Raw genomic sequence first — 24,835 nt, forward strand, 5'->3', positions numbered from 1 at the left:
GCTTATCAGTGAGCGAGGAGAATTTGGAAAACAGGGCTTTTGCAGACATCGAAAGACAGGAAAAACCCTGATTATACAGGCTGTTTCTTGATGGCGCTGTTCAATTGGTGATCATGTTTTTGCCCTGCCGGTAACCCTGTGACTGGGGTTACCGGATAGTATGTCGCCCATTTGATAGCCGCAATCAGGGTGTTTTTTCATAAAGAAATACGACACTGATTTTGTTTCTTGTTGATTTAACTTTCCGGATATTGCAAAAGCCGCTGTCTTGCAATGAGTTCCAGTGGGTTATCGAAAATTACACGACAAAATAATTATTCTTGATCATTTTATTTTTATCCATCTGTATACAAAAACACACAAAAAACAGTTATTTTGCACGCATTGTCTGATATTTTGTGTTATGACGTTGATTTTTGATTTGGCTCAAACAGAGTTACAGTGAGGATCATTTTCTGTCATAAAACTGTTCTGTTTTTGTAAATCAGGCTATACAATCCCCTCCCGATATTTTGTCATTTACGGTTTCAATTTTTACCGGAGCTTTTTGCCGTGAATTGAATTCGTGCCCGATCTTCCATGGAGGTAACCTGTTCTCATGCAAATACTAATGAGTCTGGTCGGTATCGTCAGTCTTCTGGCGATCGCAGTGCTACTGTCGGACAATCGAAAAGCCATTAATCTCAGAACTGTGGGTGGTGCCTTTGCCATCCAGGCTGGTCTGGGGGCTCTGGTGCTTTATGTGCCATTAGGCCAGGAAATCCTGGGTGATATCTCCACAGCCGTCAGTAATGTCATTAACTATGCCAATGAAGGGATTGGCTTCCTGTTTGGTGACCTTGGGCGCTTTAAAGTAGGTTTTGTTTTTGCCATCAATGTTCTTCCCATCATCATTTTCTTCTCTTCTCTGGTAGCGGTGCTTTATTACCTGGGAATTATGCAGAAAGTGGTGGCTTTTCTGGGTGGCGGGCTGCAGAAACTGCTGGGTACCAGTCGTACTGAGTCTCTTTCTGCCACAGCCAATATCTTTGTGGGACAGACGGAAGCACCTCTGGTGGTTCGCCCCTACATCAGCAAAATGACTCAGTCCGAGCTGTTTGCGGTTATGGTCGGTGGTCTGGCCTCTGTAGCGGGTTCTGTTCTGGCGGGATATGCCGGGATGGGTGTTGAATTGAAATACCTGATTGCCGCCAGTTTCATGGCCGCTCCCGGTGGCTTACTGATGGCTAAAATCATCAAGCCCGAGGTGGAAACGCCCGATGATTCTGATCTGACTGATGAAGAGGCCGAAGCTGAAAAGCCAGCCAATATTGTGGATGCAGCGGCTTCCGGTGCGTCTTCCGGTATGAAACTGGCAGCCAATGTGGGTGCCATGCTGCTGGCCTTTATTGCTCTGATCGCCATGATCAATGGCATCATTGGCTGGGTAGGGGGCTTTTTCGATCAGCCAGACCTGAGCATGGAAATTATTCTGGGTTATGTGTTCAGCCCTCTGGCCTTCCTGATCGGGGTGCCGGCCCATGAAATCCTGACTGCAGGCAGCTTTATCGGTCAGAAACTGATTGTCAACGAGTTCGTTGCCTATATGGACTTTGTTAACTATCTGTCGCCTGAAGCTGCTGCTGCTGCAGGGGTTGAAGTGCTGTCAGCCCGTACCCAGACCATCATTACCTTTGCCCTGTGTGGTTTTGCCAACATCTCCTCACTGGCTATTCTGCTGGGTGGCCTGGGGGTTATGGCGCCAAAACGTCGTCCGGATATCGCCCGGATGGGACTCAAGGCTGTGGCTGCAGGTACTCTGTCCAACCTGATGAGTGCTACCATTGCCGGTCTGATGTTTGCTCTGTGAGGGTGCTCCTCTCATGAGGGTGTACCAGCGTTAACAAAAGCAAACGATTAGGACATGGGGGCTCTGCCCCCATGTCCTATATTAAGTGACTGTTTCCCTGAAGCTTCCTGGGCAGTCCAATGAGTGAAGTCTTTCTTGCCACCATCACCGGATTCGCGGTGGGTGTTCTCTTCAGCTTTCTTCGTCTTCCTATTCCTGCACCGCCGGTGCTGTCTGGTGTTATGGGTATTGTCGGTGTTTATCTGGGCAGTGTCTGCTTTCAGGAACTCATCAGCCGCTTTTTCAACTAGTCGTTTTATCAGGAGTTGGGTTGATATTCTCAGGGCCTTCACCTGGGGGCTGGTTTTTCCCTGATTCTAAAGTGAGCCAGAAGGGATAATCGCAGCTACACTGTTTCCCTTGGTTGTTCAAAGACGCTTCCCAGTGTTGTCGGGGATGAACGGCACAACTCGAAACAGAACCCTGAATAATGGCAGTGTTACAGTAAAACAACAGAAGATGGATCCCTGGTTTATAACAAACATGGCTTTGCGGTTCAGCCCATGGACCCAGGCCCGATTGCTGGTTTTAACGGTACTGGCCATTCACCTGCTGGTTGCGCCATGGGTGTCCCTGGGTGTTGATGAAGCTCATTATGCCCTTTACGCACTTCACCCGGCTCTGAGTTATTTTGACCACCCTCCTATGGTGGGGTGGCTCCAGATGCTGGTTGCCCCTCTGGGATACAATGAGTTGACTCTCAGGCTGGTTCCTTCCTTTCTCTACGCGCTGATCAGCTTGCAGGCCTACAGAACCACCTGGCTGTTATACCCCGGTGGAAGCCGCTGGCAGGGACTGGTGGCTGTTTTGCTATTGAATTCGGCACCCATTCTGCAGCTGATGGGGTGGGGGCTGGTGCCTGATCTGCCCTTGATGTTGATTGCCCTTCTGGTGGTTGAAAGGAGCTGGCTGCTTGCCCATCGCCATGAGTACCGGGATGGAGTGTGGCTGGGCTTGTTACTGGGGATGGCCGGATTATGCAAATACACCGCGATCTTTCTGCCTCTGGGGCTACTACTGTTTCTGCTTGGGATTCAGGGGAGGAGGTGTTTGAGAAGCGGTCCCCTCTGGATCGCGGCTTTGTTGGCACTGGTCTTGATTCTGCCGGTGTTGATCTGGAACTATCAACATGACTGGGCGTCCTTTGAATATCAACTGGGTCATGCCCAGGTAGATGCCTGGCAGTGGCGTGACCTGGCTGCCATGCAGCTTTTTCAGCTTCTGTGTTATTCCATCCTGGTTTATGTGGGGGGAGTGGCCGCAACGGTTTCTGCTATTTTCCGCTCCACTGGCAGTGTTCTGGCACGGTCTGATGGATTATTAATCGCTATGGCGTGGCCATTTTTGCTGGTGACCAGCTGGTCTGCTGCCCATGGTGAGATTCTTCCTAACTGGCCTGCACTGGGTTGGACCCTGCTTGCCCCGCTAACAGCACACTGGGTTTGCCGCCAGTGGCACCGGCTATGGGTAAAGTCATTAGCGATGGTTTCTGGATTGGTTTCCTTGTCCCTGATTGCCTTTCTGGTTCTGTTTCTCGCCTTCAAGCCCCTGAGCCTGTTTCCCTTTATGAAACCCCTGATTAAAGACCTGGTGGGTTGGGAGCAGGTCGCGGAAAAGGCGGTCAGTCTTCATCGCTCATTGCCTGAAGGGGCGGTGCTTCTGGTAGAGAACTGGTCATGGGCCAGTCGCATTGCCTGGTATGCCCAGGAAGTACCGGTGCAGATTCTGGGGGAGAAAGCCACTCAGTTTGATTACTGGAGTGGTCGACCTGATGGCAGGACAGTTGGGCTGTTAATCCGGGACAGCTCAGAGCATTCCGAACAGCGTTCCTTTCAAACGGAAGGACTTGAGTGTCGGTATGTGGATCACCTGGATACCGGGCTGGAGGGTGTTCCGGTCAACCATTTTGATTTTTATTATTGCAGACCCGACTCCTGAAGCTATCTTCAAGTCACTGGTCGGCAGCCTGTTTTTCCCTGCCGGTCTGTTCGGCAACCTCTGGATTGAGTTGCTGGATCTATTCCCCATGAATGATGAAGTGCAGTGGAACCTTTGCGTTCACTGTGAATCCAATAGGGCCAGTAGTCATCATCAATGTTTTCAGGATTGACTGGACAAAGGATTGTCAATTCAGACAGTGAATCGATGCTGTCGCCCGGTGGATTTTATGATCAGCCGCTTTCTGCGCCCAATGTAGGTATTTGCAGGAGGGCTGTGAGAATGACGAAAGGTGGTATGGACAATGTCCAAAGTCGTTGTGAGATGCCCTGAAGTTCGTATCAGGCCGATATTGTCAGGGGCGTCGCTACTATTACTGCCACTGGCCCTCTTGTTTTTTTTCTCGCCGGTGAATCAGGCTTTATTTCTGTTTCTCAATGAACGGTTAACCCTTTGGCAGGGGGGAGTCTTCTGGGCATTGTTGACCAATCTGGGGGACGGTTTTTTTCTGTTTCCGCTTTCCATGGTGCTGTTCTGGCGTCAGCCCCGCCAGCAGCTGGCGGTGATTCTTTCAATGATCCTCCTGGCTCTGGTGATCAATGTCGCCAAGAGTTTGATTGGTGCTCCGAGGCCTGGTGCCCTGCTGGATCTGGAGCTTTTCTCTGTGGTCGGACCGCTTCTGACTGGAGACAGTGTGCCCTCGGGCCATGCCGGAACCGCTTTTCTGCTGGTCGGGCTTGGGCTGATTCATCTGGGGCGCAGCCTTAAAGCCATTTTGCTGGTGGTAATGACGCTGGTGTGTCTTTCCCGGATCGCGGTTGGGGCCCACTGGCCCTTTGATGTGGTAGTGGGTGCCTGGCTGGGGCTTGTCTGCGCTGCACTGGGAACCTGGTTGAGCCATCGTCTGGGAGCAGGGTTTAAAACCCGTCTGGTGTTTATAGCACTGGGGCTTGCTGCTGTAGGGGTTCTCCCGGTTTATCACAACGGCTTTCAGGAGTTTGCGGCCGTCAGGCTGGCCCAGTATGTGTTAGCAGCGATAGCAGCGGTGACTGTCCTGTCAGAAATAATGGGTGTTTATCGTGACTATTCTTGTCACTTTCGCCCATCCAGCCCCTGGTTAAGGGGAATTCTAAAGGCTGTTCCACATCGATTCATTGACCGGATTGCCAGGCTGTTTCGGTTTGCCCTGGTGGGCGCCAGCGGCTTTGTCGTGGATATGACCTTTTACACCCTGTTCTCAGGAATACCCGGCGTTCCCCACCTGCTGGCAAGGGCCTCTTCCTATTGGTGTTCAGCCAGCTGGAACTGGTTCTGGAACCGGACGTTCACTTTTGGGGATCGATCCTCCGGGGAAAGGCTGCCTCAATGGGCCAAATACTTGTTGATGTGTGCCATCAGCTTCATTCCCAACTGGGGTACCTATTACCTTTTGACCACCTGGATTCCCTTGTTTGCCGAGTATAAGTGGCTTGCTCTGGTATTGGGGGTGGGGGCTGGCATGGTGTTCAATTTCACCATCGCTTCCCTGGTTATTTTTGCCAACCCGGTTTCAGCGGAGGAGGAAGGAAAATCTCTGGCCAGTAAAGCTTTGGAAAGAGGGGCCTCCCAATGAAAGTGGATACCATGCGGATAGTGGACCGCTATGTTGGGATACCCCTGTGCTTTTTCCTGTGTGGCTGGTTCCGGTTAGCCGGGTTGTTTGCCAGAACGGCAAACTGTCAGCCGAGAAAAGTGTTGCTGATGGAGTTGTCGGAAATGGGCAGTGCTATTCTTGCGGATCCCGCCATGCGCTGGTTGAAAGGGCAGGGGTGTGAATTGCATTTTGTTATTTTCAAAAGCAACGCTGCCAGCCTTAGTCTGCTTAAGACCGTACCTGAAGGGAATGTCTTTACCCTCCGTTCTGACAACCTGTTCTCTCTTGCCCTGGACTCACTGAAGTTTCTGTTCTGGTGCCGGAACAACAGGATTGACTCTGTGATTGACCTGGAGCTGTTTTCCCGGTTTACCTCATTGTTGTCCCGCTTATCCGGTGCTGCTAACCGGGCCGGTTATCACTCGGTGCATGAAGAGGGGCTCTATCGGGGGAATCACCTGACTCACCCGGTGATGTACAACCCCCACCAACACATTTCCCGTAATTTTATGGCCCTGGCCAAGGCTTTGATGTCCAGTCCCGGGCAACCCTATCAACGGTTTTCTGTTCAGGATGAGGAGCTGGTTCTGGCCCGGGCGGAAGTGAGTGAGCATGAGCGTCACAGAGTCATTGCCAAGCTAAAAACATTAAAGCCGGACTTTCTGCCGGGTGTGCATCGATTGATGCTGGTCAACCCAAATGCCAGTGATTTGCTACCCCAGAGGCGCTGGATGGCAGATCGCTTTGCGGATGTCATCGAAAAAGTGATCTGCGGTTATGATGATGTTCTGGTGGTGATTACCGGTGCTCAAGGGGAAAGAGAGGAGGCTGAAACGCTCAGGCAGGCTGTGAATCACGAGCGGTGCCTGAACAGTGCAGGGCTGTTTCAGTTTGTTGAGCTGGTTCCATTGTTTACTCTGTCGGAACTATTACTGTCCAATGATTCAGGGCCTCCTCATTTTGCTTCCGTCACCCACCTGCCAACCTTTGTTATTTTCGGGCCAGAAACGCCTGTGCTATACGGTGCCCTGGGAAACTCAACACCGATCTATGCCGGGCTGGCCTGTTCCCCCTGTGTCAGTGCAGGGAATCACCGGAAAACCAGTTGCACAGATAATCAGTGTTTGAAAGCCATTGATCCGGATCAGGTCTTTAACCGGATCAAACCGGTGCTGGATCGAAAAACCATTGCCTGGGCCAGTTGACCGGCATTAATGCATTGGTCCTTGATGAGAAGTGGCTCCCTTTATCGGGGACTTTTCATTCCATCTAATTATCAGGTGGTGATGTGTTACACTGAATCTTAATAATGATGCAAGGATGTAATTCAAAACCTTTCTGAGTGCACAAGGATGAACCTGACCACAAGGATTTTAAGGTCCCGCAAAGAAAAAAAACTATCCCAGCAAGCATTAGCGGATTTAATCGGTGTCTCCAGAAGCGCCCTGGCTCAATGGGAAACCAATATGAGCAGCCCCAGTCTGGAAAACCTTCGCAAAATGGCTGAATTACTGGAAGTTTCTTTTGAGTGGCTGGCCACTGGGCGTGGTAACCAGTACCTTAATTCACCCAGCGACACCATTTGTGATACAGAAGTGGATGGTGAAATCATCAACCAGCTTCATCGCATGAACCTCAAAAAGAAAAGAGCGATTCTTAATGTAATGAGAGCCATGGCGTAATGGCCTCACAATGTCAGTTGATAAAGAGATCGCTCTGTGAGGGTGCGGCAATGCTACACAGGCGCCATGGGGGCGCCTTTCCCACTATTTAACCATTTCCTTGAATTTGTTGCCTGGTTTGAACTGAGGCAGTTTGCAGGCCGGTATATGGATTTCCTGGCCTGTTTGTGGGTTTCGTCCTTTCCGGGCGGCACGGTCTGCCACCGAGAAAGTGCCAAACCCGATTAATTGAACGATGTCTCCTTTGGCCAGTGTCTCCTGGGTGTTGTTGATAAAGGCATTGACAGCCTGCTCGGCCTTGCTTCGAGAGAGGTTCGCCTGCTCTGCGACCTGTTCAACCAGTTCTTTCTTGTTCATATCCAGTCTCAATGAGTTACCAGTATGTTCAAAGAAAATGCCAGGGGGAGGCGGTTACGTCTTCACCTGGCTCTTCACCGACTACAGTGTGTGCTCAAGACAATATAGAAGTTATGGCCGGTTTCTTCCTCAATACATGACCGCAGAGTTGGGTGCACAGGGAAACGTGCGGGTGAAATTGAGCAGAGGAGGTGGAAGAAGGTGAGCCCGCCCCTGAAAGGGCAGGCTTCCTGGGAAAGGTGATCAGCGACTCAGTTCCCGTTCAAGGGGAATCATATGGTGCTTGGGTTGAAGGACCAGGATATCGGTGCTGATCTCTGAAATCAGCTGTTCAGCGGTATTACCAATGGCAATGGCACTGATGCCAGTCCTGGCGTGGGTTCCGAGAATCAGCAGTCGGGCATTCGTCTTTGTTAACAGCGCTGGAATCAGGGTTTCTGTGGGGCCTGGCTCCACGTGGAGGTTGTTTTCATTGAGCTGATTTTCCCGGGCGTACTCCAGGCAGCGTTTCTGATAGGCATCCTTGTCCGTTAAGCCGTCGCCCTCATCCTGAATGGCCAGCATGGTGGTTGGATAGGCCGTGGCCAGGTGGAGTTCGGAAGAGAAAGCATCGGAAAATTCAGTGGCATACTGCAGAATGGCCTGGTTCAGTACACTGTGGTAATGATCTTTAGGGTCCGCATTGATGGAAGCCAGGATAGGGGCTCTATCCCAGGGGGCATCGGATTGAACCAGAAGAACGGGGACCCGGCAGCGACGCAGCAGGCTCCAGTCTTCCGGTGTGGTAAAGGCTTTCTTCAGGGCGTTGACGGGCTTGGCATCCTTCACCACCAGATGACAGCGTTCCATCTGGCGAACATGGATAATGGTCTCGGTGGCTGAACCGTTCCAGGTTTCATGAAGATAAACCTCAAGCCCTTCCGCCATCAGGGGTTCAGCCATGGCTTCAAGACGAACCATGGAATCAGCATTGGCTTTTGGGTTGGGGGCCAGTATATGCAGAGCGGCGCCTGCCTTACGACAGATCTGACGTGCCCGGTTCAGCGCCAGTTGTTGTTCTTTTCTGGTATCGACAGCGACCAGAACCTTGGTAATTCCGCGCATGGTTTCCTCCTTATCTGCTGGCAGTCCTGCTTGTTCTGTATTCATGATGCATTAGGATAATTGTCGGTTTAGTGATCTGAGTCAATAAAGTGTCCGGCTTTTAGGAGTATTGCAACAAGAGAGACGGCATCGTTGCGAAAGAAGGGCTTTATGGCTTGATCTCTCCAGGGGGATTCATTACTGTGCCTTTTTGTTTGTCTGTACTGTGGATCTGGAAGATTTATGGAAAAAATGTTCGAGAAAATCATGTATTCAGCCCGCTGGTTACTGGCACCGATTTATCTGGGCTTGAGCCTGGTGTTGGTGGCGCTGTTGATCGAATTTTTCCAGAGTGTGGGCTATCTGCTGTTGAACGTCTCGAATATGGATGAGAGTGCTGTCACCCTGAAAGTGCTGACGCTGATCGATATCACCCTGGTGGGTGGGCTGATCGTGATGGTGATGTATTCTGGCTATGAAAACTTTGTTTCCAAGCTGGACATAGACGAGGGGACAGAAAAGCTCAGCTGGTTGGGTAAAATGGATGCAGGGTCGCTTAAGGCCAAGGTGGCGGCATCCATTGTGGCCATCTCCTCCATTCACCTGCTCAAGGTGTTTATGAATGCCGAGAACGTGTCCAATGACAAGCTTATGTGGAATGTGATCATGCACCTGACTTTTGTGGCCTCAGCGTTTTTTATGGGGATGCTGGATGAGCTGATCAAAAGAAAAAAAGGTAATGAGGATTAGCCTTTATTTCGGTGACACGGCCATAGCTCCTTTTCTTGTATTCCCGCCTCTGTGTATTCAATGAAGCGAAACCTGAATGGAAGAACCCTGTTATTAAGGCAGGGTTCAGGGATTTCTGTTTCTGTCGATGAACAGTGGAGTGAAGCTACTCCCGGAGTGTTGATAGTAGCTGGCAGGTGCAGGTATGGCTTTTGCCTGTGAATGGACTGGTTAATCAATGGACTAAGGGCATAGCAATGGACAACAGGCCTGTTTCATCTTCCGGGAGCCCATCATCTCCTGACGTTGATCATCTCAAATCTATGCCTCAGGAAGAGGTTCAGGCGGAAACACGGTTTAAACATAAAAACTTTTTGGTAAGAGCCGGGAGCGCCATAAAAAGATTGTGGCCGGGGTCAAGTAAAAAATATGAGCTGGCCCCTCCCTCTTTGTCGAAAAGGAAATCCTGCCCTTCTGTGGAAGGTGTCTCTATCCGCTTCTCACCCCAGTCAGAAAGTAAGATGTTCATTGGGGGAGATGGTTGGAAGCAAGAACATTATGACAGCAATCTGAGAAGTATGAATGCAGCTCTTGGAAGGGGAGGCTCTTTGTCCAGCAGTGGCAGTAGCAGGTCAAGTGATTCAGGTGCCAGCCTCTCCTCTATAAGTCCTGAGGGTGTTGAAGTAGAGGTTAATTTTGAATTAGGTAATGATAAAAAACCTCCAGGATCTGAATCTGGCTATGAGGGTTCAGATTCCGGTTCAGTTTCAAGCTTAAGTACCGTCTCAATGCCAGATAACCTTTCCATAGGCTCTGACTCCGTTTTTCTTGATGAGGTGCCCTGGGATGAAATAACTGAATATTTGTGCGAGGGGAGTCCTGTCAATAAGCGGGAGAGTAAGCTCCAGAAAAGAGCCTGGAATGTGTTGTCCAATTTAAGTGATGAAACGGTGGCTGGTGTTAAGCCTGAAGGGAGCCCCAGAAAACGATATAAAAAAATGCTTTCTGAATTGAGGGAGATACATACCAGTTTACAGAAAGAGCCCCGACCATTTTCAAAGTTTTGCCAGGCCTGTTCGGACTTGACGCATAAAGTAAGCCAGTCAATGTTCCTTGCCCCAAGGAATAGAAGTTATTATAGGGAACTGGTCCAGGCGACCAGGAGAGCATCGGGCTCTGACTCTTCGTCATTCGATAGTTACTCAGGGAGTCAGATTGCCCAACGGCTTAAGGAAACCCAGAACGCAGTTCGGTCCCAGAAATCTGTCCTTGAAGATGCGTCAGGGCCGGGGGGGCACCTGGTCAATGTGGGAGGCGGACTTGCCGCGGGTGAAATGGGGGTAAATTATGACCCCTACCTGCAGGGGAATCAGCCCTACCTATTGTTCGATTTTCAAGTTGGAGACCGCAAGGCTAACTGCATCCGGATGGGAACGCCCACAAGGCAGGCTGTATTTGGGGCTGAAGCGGTGACACCGGAGTTCTGTGCATTTCTTGAAGGCCTTCCACAAGACGCCCAACACCTCTATATCAACCGTCAAAAGCGCAGTGGTGTGGAAGGAGGTCGATCAAAGACCCTGGAACAATTCCAGGATTCACCGGAAAGTTCAGGCCGGTTAACGGTGGTTACTTTCCCGGCGGATGGCGAGCTTTATGAGCAGAAGGGCCCTTATTCCGGGGACTGTACTTTCAGGGATATGAGTGATCAGCTGGTGGATGCCATGGTGAGTAATCGCAATGGGTTTTATTTTCCGGAAAAGTTCAGGAAAGGACTGGGTGGAGAGGAACAGTTTAAAGCCTTTCTTCACAATGCCATGGGGATGATGGCAACTGAGCTTGAAGTAGTACAGGGCAAGCCCATGGATGTATCCCTCCGTCGAGCCTGTATTTTTCATTTATTGAACAAGACCCTGCCAGAGCTTATGCTGAAAGAGCTGAAGGCGGAGACATACAACAATACCTGTAAAGACGATATTGACCGGGGCGGAATGGCCAATGCCTATATGTACCTGTGTAAAAAAACGCCGGCCTCTGTTCAGGATTCCAAAGAGCTTGAGGACTGGATGCAGAAGGTGGAAGGGGTGGTCTTTGCCCCCGCTATCACGGTTAAGAAAAGAGAGGTTATCCAGCACCGGTTTGATGACCTTGCCAATGCCCTTGAGCGGCTGCCATTCTGGAATAAAGGCGAAGTTACCCGCTTATAAATCCAGATGAAGTGCTATGGGCTTTGAAACAGCCCTTTGATGTGGCAACGGTTGATGAGAGAATGGATTGCACCAACCCCAAAGCAGTGCTGTTTCAATAAATACATGTCTGAACTCGCCCTTATTCTTGATTTTCTTCCCTGTCCGACCCCTGTGCAATGGCTGGAAAAAGCAGCGGAGCCGGACAGTCTTCCGGTCATCCTGGTGGATCATGCCAACAATGAGTTAAAGGCGGCCCAGGCGGCCATGAGTTTGATCAACCGGTACCGTGCAGGTTTCCAGCCCCTAAAATCTGAAAAGAAAAGCGAAAAAGAGGCCGGCCTTCTTTTAAATCCCACAGACCAGCGGGATCTGCTTAATAAGATGTCCAGGCTGGCCCGAGAGGAGTTACGCCATTTCGAGCAGGTGCTGGCGATTATGACCCGCCGGGGAATGGAGTATCATCACCTGGGGGCCGGGCGGTATGCGGGTCTGTTAAGGAAAGGGATACGAACCTTTGAGCCTGCGAGGCTGGTGGATACGTTGATAACCGGTGCCTTTATTGAGGCCCGATCCTGTGAAAGGTTTGCGGCATTGGCGCCGGTGATAGAAGCCAATGGGGATGAGGAACTGGCAAAGTTCTATCGCTCATTACTGAAGTCCGAGGGGCGGCACTTTCAGGATTACCTGAGACTGGCGGAGGCGATCAGCCCTGATCCCATTGAGGAGAGAATTGGTTGTTTTTCCGGGCTAGAGCAGGACGCTATTGAATCCCCGGACAGTGAGTTCCGGTTTCACAGTGGGGTACCGGCCTGTTAGGGGAGGGCTTATACCGGGGGGGGGCTGTAGTTGATCTCCTTGTTTTTGTTATGAACCATTCACCTTTTCCCTCACCCCAGCCCTCTCCCAGAGGGAGAGGGGATTTGGTGGTGCAGAATTTTAAAGCTCTTCCCCAGAGGGAGAGGGAGTTTGGGTAGTGCAAACTTTTAAAGCCCTCTCCCCCTGAGAGAGGGTTTGGGTGAGGGCCCACCTGATAAACGGTTCAACCAAGAGCGGAGTGAAGCTTCGCTACTGAGTCTGGCGGTGTTTGTTCAGCTATTCCTGGCAAATGGAAAAGCTGTTCAGGGTGAGGTTGTTATCGGTCAGCTCGATTTCCCAGCCCTTTTCTTCGGTCCAGTCTCCCAGTACAAAGCGTCTGGCGGCTTCGTCTTGAATGGTAACTTCATGGATGGCAGGCCGGTGGGTATGGCCATGAATGAGGGTTCTGACGCTGAACTGTTCCATTACTCGGGTCACTTCTGAGGGAGTGACATCCATAATGGCAAGGGTTTTGCCGGTTTTGGCTTTCTGGCTGTTGCGGCGGATGCGGGCTCCCAGACGTTTTCGGTAGGAGAGAGGGGTTCGTCGCAGTAGAAATAGAACCGCAGGGTTGCGGATCCACTTCCGATAACGAAGGTATTGTTGATCCTGAGTGCACAGAGAATCACCGTGCATCAGCAGAATAGGCTCGCCGTTCAGCTGAACCAGGGTCGGGTCTTTCAGCCAGGTTGCTCCGGTGGCCCGGAGAAAACGTTTGCCCAGGGCAAAGTCCCGGTTACCGGGCATCAGGTACAATTTTCTTCCTGAATCACTGTAGCGTTTCAGCCGGGCAGCAATGTCCTGGTGGAAGGGCTCCATGGCATCATCCCCCACCCAGTATTCAAAAAAATCCCCCAGTATGTAGAGGGCTTCTGCGTCCAGTGCACGGTTTTCCAGGTAATGGCAGAATGCCCGGGCAATGGCCGGGCAGTCTGGGGTTAAATGAAGGTCTGAAATAAACAGAACGGTCATTCAGCCAGTTCCGCAGACTCGATGATGATGTCCTCAACCGGCACATCCTGATGACCAGCCCGGAAGGTGGTTTTCATGCCTTTGATTTTGTTCACCACGTCCATGCCTTCAGTGACTTTGCCAAAGACACAGTAACCCCAGCCATCGGGTGTTTTTGAGCTGTGGTTCAAAAAGGCATTGTCCGCCACATTAATAAAGAACTGTGCGGTTGCGGAGTGAGGGTCCATGGTGCGTGCCATGGCAATGGTGCCCGTCTCGTTTTTAAGGCCATTATCGGCTTCATTATCAATGGGGGACTGGGTGGTTTTCTGGGCCATGCCCGGTTCGAAGCCACCCCCCTGAATCATGAAGCCATCAATAACCCGATGAAAGATAGTCCCGTTAAAATGGCCGTCTTTTACGTATTCAATAAAATTGGCAACGGTTTTGGGCGCTTTCTCTGCGTTCAGTTCCAGTTTGATGTCGCCGTAATTGGTATGTAATACAACCATGGGTTTACCGTCTAGTCAGTGATGCCCGCCAGGGGCTGAGAATTGGGAATTCTAGGCGTTTCTTTCGATACTGTAAAACCGGCGTTGTGTTTTGCTCTATGCAGCGCTTCTGTTATGAGGGGGAATGGGGATGCCGCTTTGCAGTGAACTGGCAGGCAGGATAATTTGCTCATTCCAGGCCCCACTTATTTTCCCGGGTTAAGGGATATGATAGTCTCAGCCGATTAGGCTCTATGAACCGTTTGCTCTGCTTCCGTACCCAATCCACCACCTCGTCATGGGTGCCGGCTGTCAGAAGTTGACCGTAGCCTAATGAGCCTTCCACCCTTCAACGATGCATCAGTGATAATGAGCGCTAAAGACAAACCCAGTAATTTCCTGGAACAGATTATTGAGAAGGATCTGGCCGAAGGCCGGGTCTCATCGGTGTATACCCGGTTTCCACCGGAGCCGAACGGTTTTCTCCACGTGGGGCACGCCACTTCCATTTGTTTGAACTTCGGTCTGGCGGAACGGTTCCAGGGCCAGTGTAACCTGCGCTTTGATGACACCAACCCGGAGAAGGAAGAGCAGGTTTACATTGATGCGATCCAGGAGGATGTCCGCTGGCTGGGTTTCCAGTGGTCCGGTGAGGTACGGTATGCGTCCAGCTATTTTGACCAGTTTTATCAGTGGGCTTTGCACCTGATCCGTGAAGGCAAGGCCTATGTGGATCACCAGGATGCCGATACCATGCGGGAAAACCGCGGGGATTTTCAGACGCCGGGCATTGACAGTCCAGACCGGGACACCCCTGTGGACGTCAATCTGGCGGAGTTTGAAAAAATGCGTGCCGGAGAATACGACGAAGGACAGGCCTGCCTGCGGGCGAAAATCGATATGCACAGCCCCAATATGAATCTGCGGGATCCTGTGTTGTATCGTATCCGCAAAGTGCCTCATCATCAGACCGGTGACAAGTGGTGCATCTATCCTAGCTATGATTTTGCCCATGGCCAGGAAGATGCCATTGAAGGCATTACCCACTCCATCTGTACTCTGGAGTTTCAGGATCACCGGCCTCTGTATGAGTGGTTCCTGGACAATCTGCCTGTGCCAGCCACGCCCAGGCAGTACGAATTTGCCCGGACCAATATTAATTACACGGTTACTTCCAAGCGAAAACTGAAGCGGCTGGTGGACGACGCCGTTGTCGGTGGCTGGGACGATCCCAGGATGCCCACCATTTCCGGTATGCGACGCCGTGGCTATACTCCGGCCTCCATCCGCCGGTTTTCCGAGATGGTAGGAGTGAGCCGGTCCGATGGCACTGCCGACGTCTCCATGCTGGAACACGCCATCCGGGATGATCTCAATACCAACGCCGGTCGGGCCATGGCGGTTCTGAACCCTCTCAAGCTGGTGATTGAGAACCTGCCGGAAGGGGAAGTCCAGGAAATGAAGGCGGCGGCCCATCCAAACCGGCCTGAGCTGGGTGAACGGACACTGCCCTTTACCCGGGAGGTCTACATTGACCGGGCCGATTTCACCGAAGACACCACCCTGTCCCGCAAGAAGTTCAAGCGGCTGGTGATGGGTGAGTATGTGCGTCTGCGCAGTGCCTATGTGATCAAGGCTGAGCAGGTGGTGAAAGATGAAGCTGGTGAGATTGTGGAGGTGCGTGCCTCCTATGTTCCCGGCACTGTTGGTGAGAATCCGCCGGAAGGCATTCGCCCCCGGGGAGTGATTCACTGGGTGTCCGCCAGCCATGGGAAAGAGGCTGAGCTGAGGCTGTATGATCGACTGTTCACCCACCCTGCGCCGGACCGTGGTGAAGAAGATTTTATTACCCATATCAACCCGGAATCCCTGAAGGTGCAGAAAGCATGGGTGGAACCGGCACTGGCAGAAGCCGGCCCGGAACAGCGCTTCCAGTTTGAACGGGAAGGGTATTTTGTGGCGGATCGTTTTGATCACACCAGCGAACACCCCGTGTTCAATCTGACCATCGGCTTGAAAGATACCTGGGCCAACAAGGCGTAAGCGTACAGAGGGAAGAGGAAAGAAAGCGTGCTGCAGATTTATAACAGCCTGACCCGCAGGAAAGAGTCCTTTAAACCTTTGGATGGCAATCATGTCCGGATGTATGTCTGTGGCATGACCGTATACGACTACTGCCATATTGGCCATGCCAGGACGGTCACCGCATTTGATGTGGTGGCCCGCTATCTCCGTGCCCGGGGTTACGATCTTACCTATGTCCGCAATATCACCGATGTGGATGACAAGATCATCAAGCGGGCGGCAGAAAACGGTGAAGATTTTATGGCGCTGACTGAACGTATGATCACCGCCATGCAGGAAGATTTTGCCCGGCTGGGTAACCTCTCTCCCGATCAGGAGCCCCGGGCCACGGCCCACGTCCCTGGCATGGTGGAAATGATTGAGGGGCTGATAGCCAAGGGTTTTGCCTATGCGCCGGGTAATGGGGATGTCTATTATCGGGTTCGTCGTTTTGAGGGCTACGGCAAACTGTCCGGCAAGGTGCTTGAGGAGCTGGAAGCCGGCGCACGGATTGAGGTGGAAGAGCAAAAGGAAGATCCCCTGGACTTTGTGCTCTGGAAAGGGGCCAAGCCTGGCGAGCCCAGCTGGTCCTCTCCCTGGGGTGAAGGGCGCCCAGGATGGCATATTGAGTGCTCGGTAATGGGTAAGTGCTGCCTGGGGGATACCTTTGATATTCACGGTGGCGGTTCGGACCTGAAGTTCCCTCACCATGAAAATGAGATCGCCCAGAGCGAGGCCCATAACGAGGCCACCTTTGTTAACACCTGGATGCATTCTGGTGCGATCCGGATTGATAACGTCAAAATGTCCAAGAGTCTGGGGAACTTCTTTACCATCCGGGAAGTGCTGGATAAGTATGATGAAGAAGCGGTTCGCTACTTTATGATCTCCAGTCAGTACCGCAGCCCCATCAATTATTCTGAGGACAGTCTGAAAGAGGCGGGGGTTCGGCTGGAGCGGTTGTATACCGCTCTGAAAGGACTGGACTTGTCCGGTGTAGAAGCTCCGGAAGGTCATGAGTTCGAGCAGCGTTTCTTCAAGGCCATGGATGACGATTTCAATACGCCGGAAGCACTGGCAGTTCTGTTTGAACTGGTTCGCCAGCTCAACAGTGTTCGCAGTCAGGATCCGACGGAAGCACTGCCTTTGGCGGCCTTGCTGGTTAAGCTGGGTGGCATTCTGGGGATTCTTCAGCGGGATCCGGAAGCCTTTCTGAAATCCGGTGCTGATGTGGACGAAGCCTGGATTGAAGCCATGATTCAGAAGCGGAAGGACGCCAAAAAGAACCGGGATTTTGCCGGTGCTGACCGCATCCGTGATGAGCTGGCGGAACAGGGCATTATTCTTCAGGACAGCCGGGAAGGCACTACCTGGCGGATTGAGCGTTAATCAAACCGCACAGCATACTCTGGTTATATAACAACCAGAGTATGCTGCTTTCCGGTTTTCAGAAGAGTGCATAGGTCATTATTAATACCATCATTGGAGCAATTGTGCTGACGCTGCGATGGCTCCCTGAAGTTTCTTCAAGTTTGCCATGAACTGACGGTTCTCCGAAGGATTGAATGGTTTCCAGGGGAGCAAGGTTGTTGATTTTATCCGGTTGCCAGTCCATAAATATCAAGGCGCCGGTATTGATGACGTACCCATCACTGTTGCGTGTTTCAGACTGGGCTCCGGATAGTATCAATTGGTTGTTAAGAACCATGGCCTTGCCAATGGACAGCCAGTTAGCGCTTGAGAACCAGTTGTAATAACCCCTGTTCATAACGAATGACGCAATGCTGGTATGGCTGATCTGACCCTCAGTGCCAGTATCAAACCACTGTACATCCACTCCAAGAGGATTCCCTTCCTGCTGAAAGGTGGTTAGAAAACCGTTTTCATGGGTAAGCAGCGTATCGTTCATGTCGGAGAGCCCGCTTAAACGATGAATGACGGGGGCCTTTCGGCCCAGGTGTCCTGGATCAAACTCAAAGATTCGGTGCCCCTGTTCGCCCTGGTAACGGAGTATAAACAGTCGTCCACCGCTTCTCACGGGCTGTCGGTAGGCGTTATACCTTTGGGAGTCGTACCCGGTATCAAACGAAAAGTGCCCATATCTTAGTGGCTTTTTGACGCCTGGTTCGATTTCCAGTTGATGTACCGTATCTCCAAGAACTAACGTCAGTTCATCATGACCCCGATTGTTTTCGTAAAGGGTCATGGGCGTCAGGATCTGGTTTTGTGATCCTGTGTAGGGAAAATTAAATTCAAGAACTGGCTTCAACGCTTCGTCTAGCCCATACAGGTGAACAGTGCAGCCGACACTGACAGAACTGCATGACGTTGAGCTGCCATCAGGTCCATAGGAGAGAGTGTAGATATACTGGATACCGGTTTGCTGACTGAATACATTGAATGGGAAGGCGTAGGGCAGATAATCGTTTGAAGGGGGGGACAGAAAGGGGGTAAAACGCTCACTACCGGTTTCGGCATCCATTGCTGAGACGGCCAGAATTGAATTTTTCCCTGCCGTTTTCAGGCACTCCTCAATCAGCCTCTCACTGGGTGGCTGAAACTTCAAAGTGGTTTCTGTATCAATGGACTCCCTGATAAGAAACTCTTGTACCGTGTTGTACTTCAGGCTTTCAATACGATCGAGCTCTTCAATTACGATGACGATTTCCGATTTAGTCAGAGGGGGGGAGAACTCAGGGATTTGATTCACTACATCCACGCAATCTTCCGGTATGGAAAGGAGGCTGTAGAGTGTTTTTTTTCCATTCGAGTCACGTACCATGGGGGAGGGAAGGGTTTCGAAAGGCCGGTGTTTGCACCATTTAACGGTATTGTCCGGGGCAATGGCGCAGGTTTTGTTATAAAGGAAGAGATACCGGTTACCCTGGTTGTCCCGAGTGACCTGTCTGCCAAGGGAAAGCAGTTGTGAGTCTATTCCCATATTTTGATAGTCGTAAAACCGGGCGACGGGTTCCTGCCAGCTTCGGTCAGCGATTGTGGTCATTCTTGTACTGGCTTTATTGGTAGTGGCTCTGTCTGTGCTGTTCCTGGTCGCTTCTCTGAGCTCTGTAGTCGGGAGAGGGGTTGTGGTAGCCGCGGTGGTAAAAACGGGGTTTTCAGCGATTTGCCTGAAGAAGGAGGGCGTCATGGAAAAATAACCGGCATAGCCAATGATGTCCATGCCAATCAATGGATTACTCTCTTCTGATGGAAAAGCCTTTATGGCCTGAGGAAGTAATGTTTTTCCTCTAAATGTCCGTGAACAGGTGTAAAGAACATCGAATTGGGAATGTTGGGTGATCATTGTACCCGGAGTGCAACCATAGGGCGTCACGGTTTCAAACTCCTGAATCGTGTTGAAAACCTCTGGGCGTGGGTTTGGCGTTACGGGCATTGCACCGGCCTTTGATGAAACCAAAAGAGATATAAGCGCCCACGTGTGCAGTTTTGTTACTGGTGACAATGTCATTGCGATTCCTCTGATTCTTTATGGATCTTTTTAAAAAGAAGAGGTCACATGGCTTGTCTATTGCTTCAACCAACAAGCTATCCGTTGAATTTAGTGGTTCCTGGGCAGCACATAAGAGTGATTGGTAGTTAAAAATGCAGGATTAGAGTTATTTGGAAATTATCCACGGTGGTGTTTACTTTTGTGAAGGTTTGATCTGGGTCAATAAGCGACATGGGTCAATTTTATACAATGCAGAGCGAAATGGGACGAAAGAAAATAATGATAGCCCGCATGCTGCTTTTAGTGATTCAACCAACAAAAAAACACAAAGGTAACACATGAAACTGAAACCGCTTTTTCTTGGGGTTATGAGCGCAACTGCTTTATTGGCTTCAGCTGCTCAGGCTTATGATGCCGGTGATTTTATTGTCAGAGGTGGCCTGGCCAGTGTGAATCCCAATGTGGATAGCAGTGAGTTGCAGCTCAACGGGGCCGCAATCAGTACCGCTACGGTGGATGTCAATAATGAGAGCCAGCTGGGGCTGTCCCTGACCTATATGTTGAAGGACAATATTGGGATTGAGCTGCTGGCGGCAACGCCATTTTCCCATAAATTAACGGGTAAAGGGGCTATCGAGGGGCTCAATGACTTTGCCAAAGTAAAACACCTTCCACCCACCCTGAGCGTTCAGTACTATCCCATGGAAAAGGGCTCTGCCTTTCAACCCTATCTGGGGGTTGGTGTGAATTACACGGTCTTTTTCAGTGAGAAATTTATTAATGGGGCTGACGCTACCTACAGTAATATTAAGCTGGATAATTCACTGGGTCTGGCAGGACAGCTTGGGTTTGATTATCGGGTGGCTGAGAACTGGAGCCTGAATGCGGCCGTGTGGTATATGGATATCAATACCACAGCAACGTTTAATGGAAATGGCGGTTCTGATAACTACAAGATTGATGTAGAACTGGATCCATGGGTTTATATGGCGGGTGTTGCTTATCATTTTTAGTCCACTAGCTATTCGTTAGTCTTCTCGCCGGTTCTGTTTATCTGTAGAACCGGCTTTTATTCCTGTGCGACTAGTTTGTTCTTTTCATTTGTCGATGAACATCCTGGTGAGTGGGTTTCATGCCGGGTTCGCCAGGTTGCCAGCCTTCCGGGGTGACATAGCCCTGGTGCTCATCAACAAATTTCAGGGCGGCCGCTTTTCTCAACAGTTCGTCCACATCCCGGCCGATGGTGATGCTTTGAACATCGGCAATTCGAACAATGCCTTTCTGGTCAATAAAAAAAGTAGCCCTGAGAGCCAGCCCATCCTGATTTTCGATCTGGTACTTTTTTATAATGGATTTTTTTGGATCGGCCAGCATGATAAAGCCGGGGTTACCCAGCCCTATGGGCTCGCTTCTGTTGCCGCTGCCCGCCTTACTTGATTTCAGCCGCCATGCCTGGTGGGAGGCTTTGGGGTCTTTTTCAATAGAAGCTTCGTCAGAGGAAAGTACCAGTACTTCATAGCCCAGCTGATGAAACTCCTTAAGCCGTTTGTTGAGGGCAATCAATTCTGTGGGGCAGATAAAAGTACAGTTTTTTGGGTAGCTCAACAGCATAACCCGGGATTTCCCCCTCAGGCTGGAGAGCTGGAAATCGTTGATGATTCTGCCGGCAGGGTTGTTTTTATCCGGCACCACTGCCTCGGTTTTGAAATCCGGTGCCAGGGTGTCCGGTATTGGAAAAGCCATCACAGAAGAGCAGGCGAGGGTGGAGAGGATCAGGGAAGGAAGCTTCATGGGAGACTCTAACCATCTAAAAAAGTCTGGCAAAGTGTAGCAGAGGTTTTCTGTTCATCTTTGCCAACTTTGACAGAAGAGTGTCATGTCTGGGTGGTGAGATAAGACCGGTTGAAAAGGCAGGGGCCGGTTGTTTGATGAATGCGGTACAGGGCGGCAGGGCGGTTGCTGCCATGGCGTTTTTTACCGGTATCTTCGAGCAGCTCCCCTTTCAGGAAACGGTTTCTGATGGACCTCATGGGAGGGGCTTTTTCGAGCACCAGGGTAAACACTTTCTGAATGTCAGACAGGGTGAATTCTTCCGGTAGCAGGTGTACCGGCAGGGAGCTGTACTGGATTTTATTCTGGAGCCGCTCCAGGGCTTCTGTCACCAGTTGGCTGTGGTCGTATGCCAGGGGCACGGCTGGCTGCCTTTCGACAATGTCGACCCATTGTGCATCTGGGGCCAGTACCTGGCTCTGTTCCGGTTTGAACAGGGCATAATAGACCACGGTCAACGACCAGCCCCGGGAGTCCCGGAGTTCATCGCCAATGGTTATGACCTGTTCATAATAGGAGGCCGGTTCTGAGGTCAGTCGCCCAAGCTGTCGTCTGGCCGTGTCTTCCAGGCAGGTGTCCAGTTCCGGTTCAATCCTTCCGGCTGGAAGGCGCAGGAAGTCAGGTGATTTTGGATCACGGTGGGTCAGTACCTGAACGCTGTCGTCGGTCAGTCGAAAGGCGACCAGATCAACGGAAATTAGCGCGGTGCTGAGGCTCATAGTTGGTTTCCTTTTTTGCCCAGGCAGTCTTCAGGGGCGCTCCTGGCGCTATGCAGGGTGGGTTTTTCTCAATAGTAACCTGAAAGCATCAAGACGGTGCAGGTTGACAGGTTAGTGAACATAATTCACTATCATAGTGAATTACATTCCTTTTGTCAGGTGGTCAGAATGCATGCTCTTGGGGCCAGGGAAACCGTTGCTGCTTTTGATGTGGATGCCCAGCAGTGTTTTACGCCATTGTGTCCCGATGAATTGCCGATTCCCGATGGTCAGGCGATTGTTGAGGAGCTCAATCGTCAGGCGGAGTTTGCCGCTGTCCGTGTTGGCTCAAAAGATGCTCATTCGCCCAGTGCTGTCTGGGTGGCCAGTCACGAAAACCCACAGTTGACTCCGGTGCAGGGGCACCCCCATGCAGACCTTTACTGGAATCAGCATGCAGTGCCCGGAACGCCCGGGTTTGAGTTGGTCAATGGTTTGCCCGCGGTGACGGATTATGACTTTTTTGTCTGGAAGGGGGTTGAGCCGGATATGCACCCCTACGGGGCTTGTTTTCATGATCTTAAAGACCGCTTGAGCACAGGCGTTATGGAATTTCTCCGGGGCAGGGGGATTGATACGGTGATTGTGGGTGGCCTGGCACTGGATTTTTGTGTCAAGACAACGGTTTTACAGCTTCGTCAGGGTGGTTTTGATGTGGTGTTGAACAAGGCTGCCTGTCGGGGATTGAGTCCGGACTCGGTGGAGGCGGCTCTGGTGGCCATGGAGGCAGCCGGTGTCTCAATCGTTGAGAGTGCAATGGATCTGTATTTCCCCGAGGCATCCTGAAGGAGCGGTTATGGTAAACCCCATTATCAAGACGTTGCTGGATACCGATCTCTATAAGTTCACCATGCAGCAATCCATGGTTCACCGTTATCCCGATGCCAATGCCCGTATGGAGTTTCACTGTCGGGATGACCAACCGCTCCAGGTGTCGGCCAGGGCTCTGCGCGAACAGTGTGACATGCTCGGCGAGCTTCGCCTTTCGGACCAGGAGCTGGACTGGCTGGCCTCACTGCCCTTTATGTCGGATCCCTTTATTGAGTACCTTTCCCGGTTTCGGTTGAACCCCGCTCTGGTGTCCATTGAGGAGGTTGATGGGCGGTTGAGTGTATCCGTGGAGGGAAACTGGAGCGCCATTACCCATTTCGAGATTTTTCTGCTGGCCATTATCAGTGAGCTGCATTGTCAAAGCTTCGGGGCTTCGGCTGAGGCGGAGGGGCAGAAACGCCTTGAGGCCAAGCTCGGGCTCCTGAGCGATGATCCTTCATTTCATCTGGTGGACTTTGGCACCCGGCGCCGTTATTCCCGGCAATGGCATAAGCATGTGGTTGGCACTCTGAAGCGCAGGCTGCCAAGCAGTTTCTCTGGAACCAGTAACCTCCACCTGGCCCGTACCATGGCGTTGCGACCCGTAGGAACCATGGCTCATGAGTGGCTGCAGTCCCACCAGGTGCTGGGCCATAGTCTGCTTTCCAGTCAGAAGGACGCTCTTGGGGTCTGGCTGGAAGAGTATGGGGACCAGCTTGGGATTGCCCTTACGGACACCATCAACATGCAGGCCTTTCTTAGGGATTTCGATTTCACTCTTGCCAATGCCTACCAGGGCATTCGTCATGACTCTGGCGATCCCTTTACCTGGGGAGAACAGGCTCTGGCCCATTACCGGAAGTTGGGGATTGACCCTTCCGGAAAACAGTTTGTGTTCAGTGACAAGCTGGATTTTGAAACGGCTCTGGCCATTCATCGCCATTTTTCCAGCCAGGTGAACGTCAGCTTCGGCATTGGCACTTACCTGACCAATGATATGGGGCATAAAGCACCCAATATTGTCCTGAAACTGACTGAGCTGAATGGGGCGCCGGTGGCCAAGCTATCGGACAGTCCGGGAAAAACCCTGTGCCGGGACCCTGCCTTTGTAAAGCTGCTGAAAACCACATTTTCCTGCCTGTGATCAGGCTTTACCGGGGCTCCTTTATCCTGTTATTGTTGCCTCTGCCCGGGGGAGTAGTCGGCCTGTTGTTATACAGGCGTTGTCGTCAACATACTTAAGCCTCACGCTTATGGCGGCAATAGCATCCTGATCTCTATTCTGGTGTTGGCAAGACCTGTGGCGCGACAGAGTCCTGAGGCGGGAATTCTGGCGCGCTGCTGTGTTTGTTTCCCGCCCGGATGTCTTTTGCTCATGGAAGCTTTCTCTGTTGCCACTGTTGTGGTTCTTCTGGCTGAAATCGGGGATAAAACCCAGCTGCTGGCACTGATGCTGGCGGTTCGGTACCGTCGGCCCTGGTTGATTTCCCTGGCTATTCTTCTGGCGACTCTCCTGAATCATGCTGTAGCGGCCTGGGTTGGCAACTGGGTCAGTGAGCTCTTTTCCCCAGACGTTCTGCGTTATCTGCTGGCTCTCTCATTCTTTGGGGTGGCCGCGTGGACCCTGATTCCGGATCGAATGGATGATGATTCCTCAAAGCTGACCCGGTTTGGCCCTTTTGTTGCATCCCTGGTGCTGTTTTTTCTTGCGGAGATCGGGGATAAAACCCAGATTGCCACCGTTGTTCTGGCGGCGCAGTATGAACCCCTTGAAGCCGTGATTCTGGGTACCACCCTGGGGATGCTGCTGGCCAATGTTCCGGTGGTTTTTCTGGGTAATAAACTGGCGAACAGGTTGCCCCTTGTCTGGATTCGCCGATGTGCAGCGGCTCTGTTTGCCGGATTGGGTATCGCTGCATTGGTGGGGGCGGGAGGTTAAAACACAGGCTCCTGTGCTCAAATACTTCCGCTTCAGGGGATTGTGGTGGAACGGGGTTGACGACAGGGCAAAAACATGATCACCAATTGAACAGCGCCATCAAGAAACAGCCTGTATAATCAGGGTTTTTCCTGTCTTTCGATGTCTGCAAAAGCCCTGTTTTCCAAATTCTCCTCGCTCACTGATAAGC

General features: G+C 51.4%; 22 protein-coding genes and 1 riboswitch. Of the genes, 15 read left to right on the forward strand and 7 right to left on the reverse strand.

Translation table 11 applies throughout. The features are described from left to right. Positions 1-598: 598 nt before the first annotated feature. From ACNRUY_RS20455 to ACNRUY_RS20480, 6 genes are all read left to right on the forward strand, one after another. Positions 599-1,849 carry a NupC/NupG family nucleoside CNT transporter gene (locus ACNRUY_RS20455; RefSeq protein WP_488113516.1) on the forward strand — a complete coding sequence of 417 codons (1,251 nt, stop codon included), beginning with the start codon at positions 599-601 and terminating at the stop codon, positions 1,847-1,849. A 119-nt stretch (positions 1,850-1,968) separates the two neighbouring features. Beyond that, the gene (locus ACNRUY_RS20460; RefSeq protein ID WP_488113517.1) at positions 1,969-2,139 is read left to right on the forward strand and encodes a XapX domain-containing protein; all 171 of its coding nucleotides are present in this window, start codon (positions 1,969-1,971) and stop codon (positions 2,137-2,139) included. A 145-nt stretch (positions 2,140-2,284) separates the two neighbouring features. After that, complete coding sequence (locus ACNRUY_RS20465; protein WP_488113518.1) at positions 2,285-3,826, forward strand: ArnT family glycosyltransferase; 1,542 nt, start codon at positions 2,285-2,287, stop codon at positions 3,824-3,826. A 304-nt stretch (positions 3,827-4,130) separates the two neighbouring features. Further along, on the forward strand, positions 4,131-5,438 hold the full coding sequence (locus tag ACNRUY_RS20470; protein ID WP_488113519.1) for a GtrA family protein: 1,308 nt from the start codon (positions 4,131-4,133) through the stop codon (positions 5,436-5,438). Then, positions 5,435-6,664 (forward strand): glycosyltransferase family 9 protein, encoded by a 1,230-nt coding sequence (locus tag ACNRUY_RS20475; protein ID WP_488113520.1) that lies wholly within the window; start codon positions 5,435-5,437, stop codon positions 6,662-6,664. The genes ACNRUY_RS20470 and ACNRUY_RS20475 overlap by 4 nt, the downstream gene beginning before the upstream one ends. Before the next feature lie 147 nt (positions 6,665-6,811). Then, positions 6,812-7,141 carry a helix-turn-helix domain-containing protein gene (locus ACNRUY_RS20480; RefSeq protein ID WP_488113521.1) on the forward strand — a complete coding sequence of 110 codons (330 nt, stop codon included), beginning with the start codon at positions 6,812-6,814 and terminating at the stop codon, positions 7,139-7,141. Between the two features lie 84 nt (positions 7,142-7,225). On the opposite strand, the gene ACNRUY_RS20485 is transcribed toward ACNRUY_RS20480, so the two are convergent. After that, complete coding sequence (locus ACNRUY_RS20485) at positions 7,226-7,498, reverse strand: HU family DNA-binding protein (RefSeq protein WP_488113522.1); 273 nt, start codon at positions 7,496-7,498, stop codon at positions 7,226-7,228. A 243-nt stretch (positions 7,499-7,741) separates the two neighbouring features. Next, positions 7,742-8,602 (reverse strand): universal stress protein, encoded by an 861-nt coding sequence (locus ACNRUY_RS20490; protein WP_488113523.1) that lies wholly within the window; start codon positions 8,600-8,602, stop codon positions 7,742-7,744. Positions 8,603-8,824: 222 nt separating this feature from the next. Here ACNRUY_RS20490 and ACNRUY_RS20495 point away from each other — a divergent pair, with 222 nt between their 5' ends. The 3 genes from ACNRUY_RS20495 (at position 8,825) to ACNRUY_RS20505 (ending at position 12,312) form a co-directional block, all read left to right on the forward strand. Next, entirely contained in the window at positions 8,825-9,331 is a 507-nt protein-coding gene (locus ACNRUY_RS20495) for a TIGR00645 family protein (protein WP_488113524.1), read from the forward strand. A 1,085-nt stretch (positions 9,332-10,416) separates the two neighbouring features. Further along, positions 10,417-11,514: a hypothetical protein gene (locus ACNRUY_RS20500; protein ID WP_488113525.1), complete on the forward strand. Its 1,098-nt coding sequence runs from the start codon at positions 10,417-10,419 to the stop codon at positions 11,512-11,514. Between the two features lie 105 nt (positions 11,515-11,619). Next, positions 11,620-12,312 (forward strand): MiaE family protein, encoded by a 693-nt coding sequence (locus ACNRUY_RS20505; RefSeq protein ID WP_488113526.1) that lies wholly within the window; start codon positions 11,620-11,622, stop codon positions 12,310-12,312. Positions 12,313-12,588: 276 nt separating this feature from the next. Here ACNRUY_RS20505 and ACNRUY_RS20510 read toward each other — a convergent pair whose 3' ends face one another. Next, the gene (locus tag ACNRUY_RS20510) at positions 12,589-13,323 is read right to left on the reverse strand and encodes a UDP-2,3-diacylglucosamine diphosphatase (RefSeq protein ID WP_488113527.1); all 735 of its coding nucleotides are present in this window, start codon (positions 13,321-13,323) and stop codon (positions 12,589-12,591) included. Continuing rightward, the gene (locus tag ACNRUY_RS20515) at positions 13,320-13,814 is read right to left on the reverse strand and encodes a peptidylprolyl isomerase (protein ID WP_488113528.1); all 495 of its coding nucleotides are present in this window, start codon (positions 13,812-13,814) and stop codon (positions 13,320-13,322) included. Before ACNRUY_RS20515 ends, ACNRUY_RS20510 begins: the two co-directional genes overlap by 4 nt. A 348-nt stretch (positions 13,815-14,162) precedes the next feature. On the opposite strand from ACNRUY_RS20515, the gene ACNRUY_RS20520 reads away from it, so the two are divergent. Continuing rightward, positions 14,163-15,836, forward strand: a complete 1,674-nt coding sequence (locus ACNRUY_RS20520) for a glutamine--tRNA ligase/YqeY domain fusion protein (protein ID WP_488113529.1) — start codon at positions 14,163-14,165, stop codon at positions 15,834-15,836. A gap of 27 nt (positions 15,837-15,863) precedes the next feature. Continuing rightward, the gene (cysS, locus tag ACNRUY_RS20525) at positions 15,864-17,246 is read left to right on the forward strand and encodes a cysteine--tRNA ligase (RefSeq protein WP_488113530.1); all 1,383 of its coding nucleotides are present in this window, start codon (positions 15,864-15,866) and stop codon (positions 17,244-17,246) included. 58 nt (positions 17,247-17,304) lie between these two features. On the opposite strand, the gene ACNRUY_RS20530 is transcribed toward cysS, so the two are convergent. Beyond that, positions 17,305-19,251 (reverse strand): hypothetical protein, encoded by a 1,947-nt coding sequence (locus ACNRUY_RS20530; protein WP_488113531.1) that lies wholly within the window; start codon positions 19,249-19,251, stop codon positions 17,305-17,307. A gap of 395 nt (positions 19,252-19,646) precedes the next feature. Here ACNRUY_RS20530 and ACNRUY_RS20535 point away from each other — a divergent pair, with 395 nt between their 5' ends. Further along, positions 19,647-20,321, forward strand: a complete 675-nt coding sequence (locus ACNRUY_RS20535; RefSeq protein WP_488113532.1) for an OmpW/AlkL family protein — start codon at positions 19,647-19,649, stop codon at positions 20,319-20,321. Between the two features lie 70 nt (positions 20,322-20,391). Here ACNRUY_RS20535 and ACNRUY_RS20540 read toward each other — a convergent pair whose 3' ends face one another. Both ACNRUY_RS20540 and ACNRUY_RS20545 read right to left on the reverse strand, forming a co-directional pair. Next, a complete protein-coding gene (locus tag ACNRUY_RS20540) occupies positions 20,392-21,099 on the reverse strand; it encodes a redoxin domain-containing protein (RefSeq protein ID WP_488113533.1) in 708 nt (235 codons plus the stop codon). Positions 21,100-21,182: 83 nt separating this feature from the next. Further along, positions 21,183-21,857 (reverse strand): NUDIX hydrolase, encoded by a 675-nt coding sequence (locus ACNRUY_RS20545; protein ID WP_488113534.1) that lies wholly within the window; start codon positions 21,855-21,857, stop codon positions 21,183-21,185. Positions 21,858-22,025: 168 nt separating this feature from the next. Between ACNRUY_RS20545 and ACNRUY_RS20550 the strand changes: the two genes are divergently transcribed. From ACNRUY_RS20550 to ACNRUY_RS20560, 3 genes are all read left to right on the forward strand, one after another. Beyond that, on the forward strand, positions 22,026-22,682 hold the full coding sequence (locus ACNRUY_RS20550; RefSeq protein ID WP_488113535.1) for an isochorismatase family protein: 657 nt from the start codon (positions 22,026-22,028) through the stop codon (positions 22,680-22,682). A gap of 10 nt (positions 22,683-22,692) precedes the next feature. Next, the gene (pncB, locus tag ACNRUY_RS20555; protein WP_488113536.1) at positions 22,693-23,850 is read left to right on the forward strand and encodes a nicotinate phosphoribosyltransferase; all 1,158 of its coding nucleotides are present in this window, start codon (positions 22,693-22,695) and stop codon (positions 23,848-23,850) included. Positions 23,851-23,894: 44 nt separating this feature from the next. After that, positions 23,895-24,074: riboswitch (yybP-ykoY riboswitch) on the forward strand. A 7-nt stretch (positions 24,075-24,081) separates the two neighbouring features. Then, positions 24,082-24,645 (forward strand): TMEM165/GDT1 family protein, encoded by a 564-nt coding sequence (locus ACNRUY_RS20560; RefSeq protein WP_488113537.1) that lies wholly within the window; start codon positions 24,082-24,084, stop codon positions 24,643-24,645. The last annotated feature ends 190 nt before the right edge of the window (positions 24,646-24,835 follow it).

The sequence above is a fragment of the Endozoicomonas sp. Z74 genome (assembly GCF_057680865.1).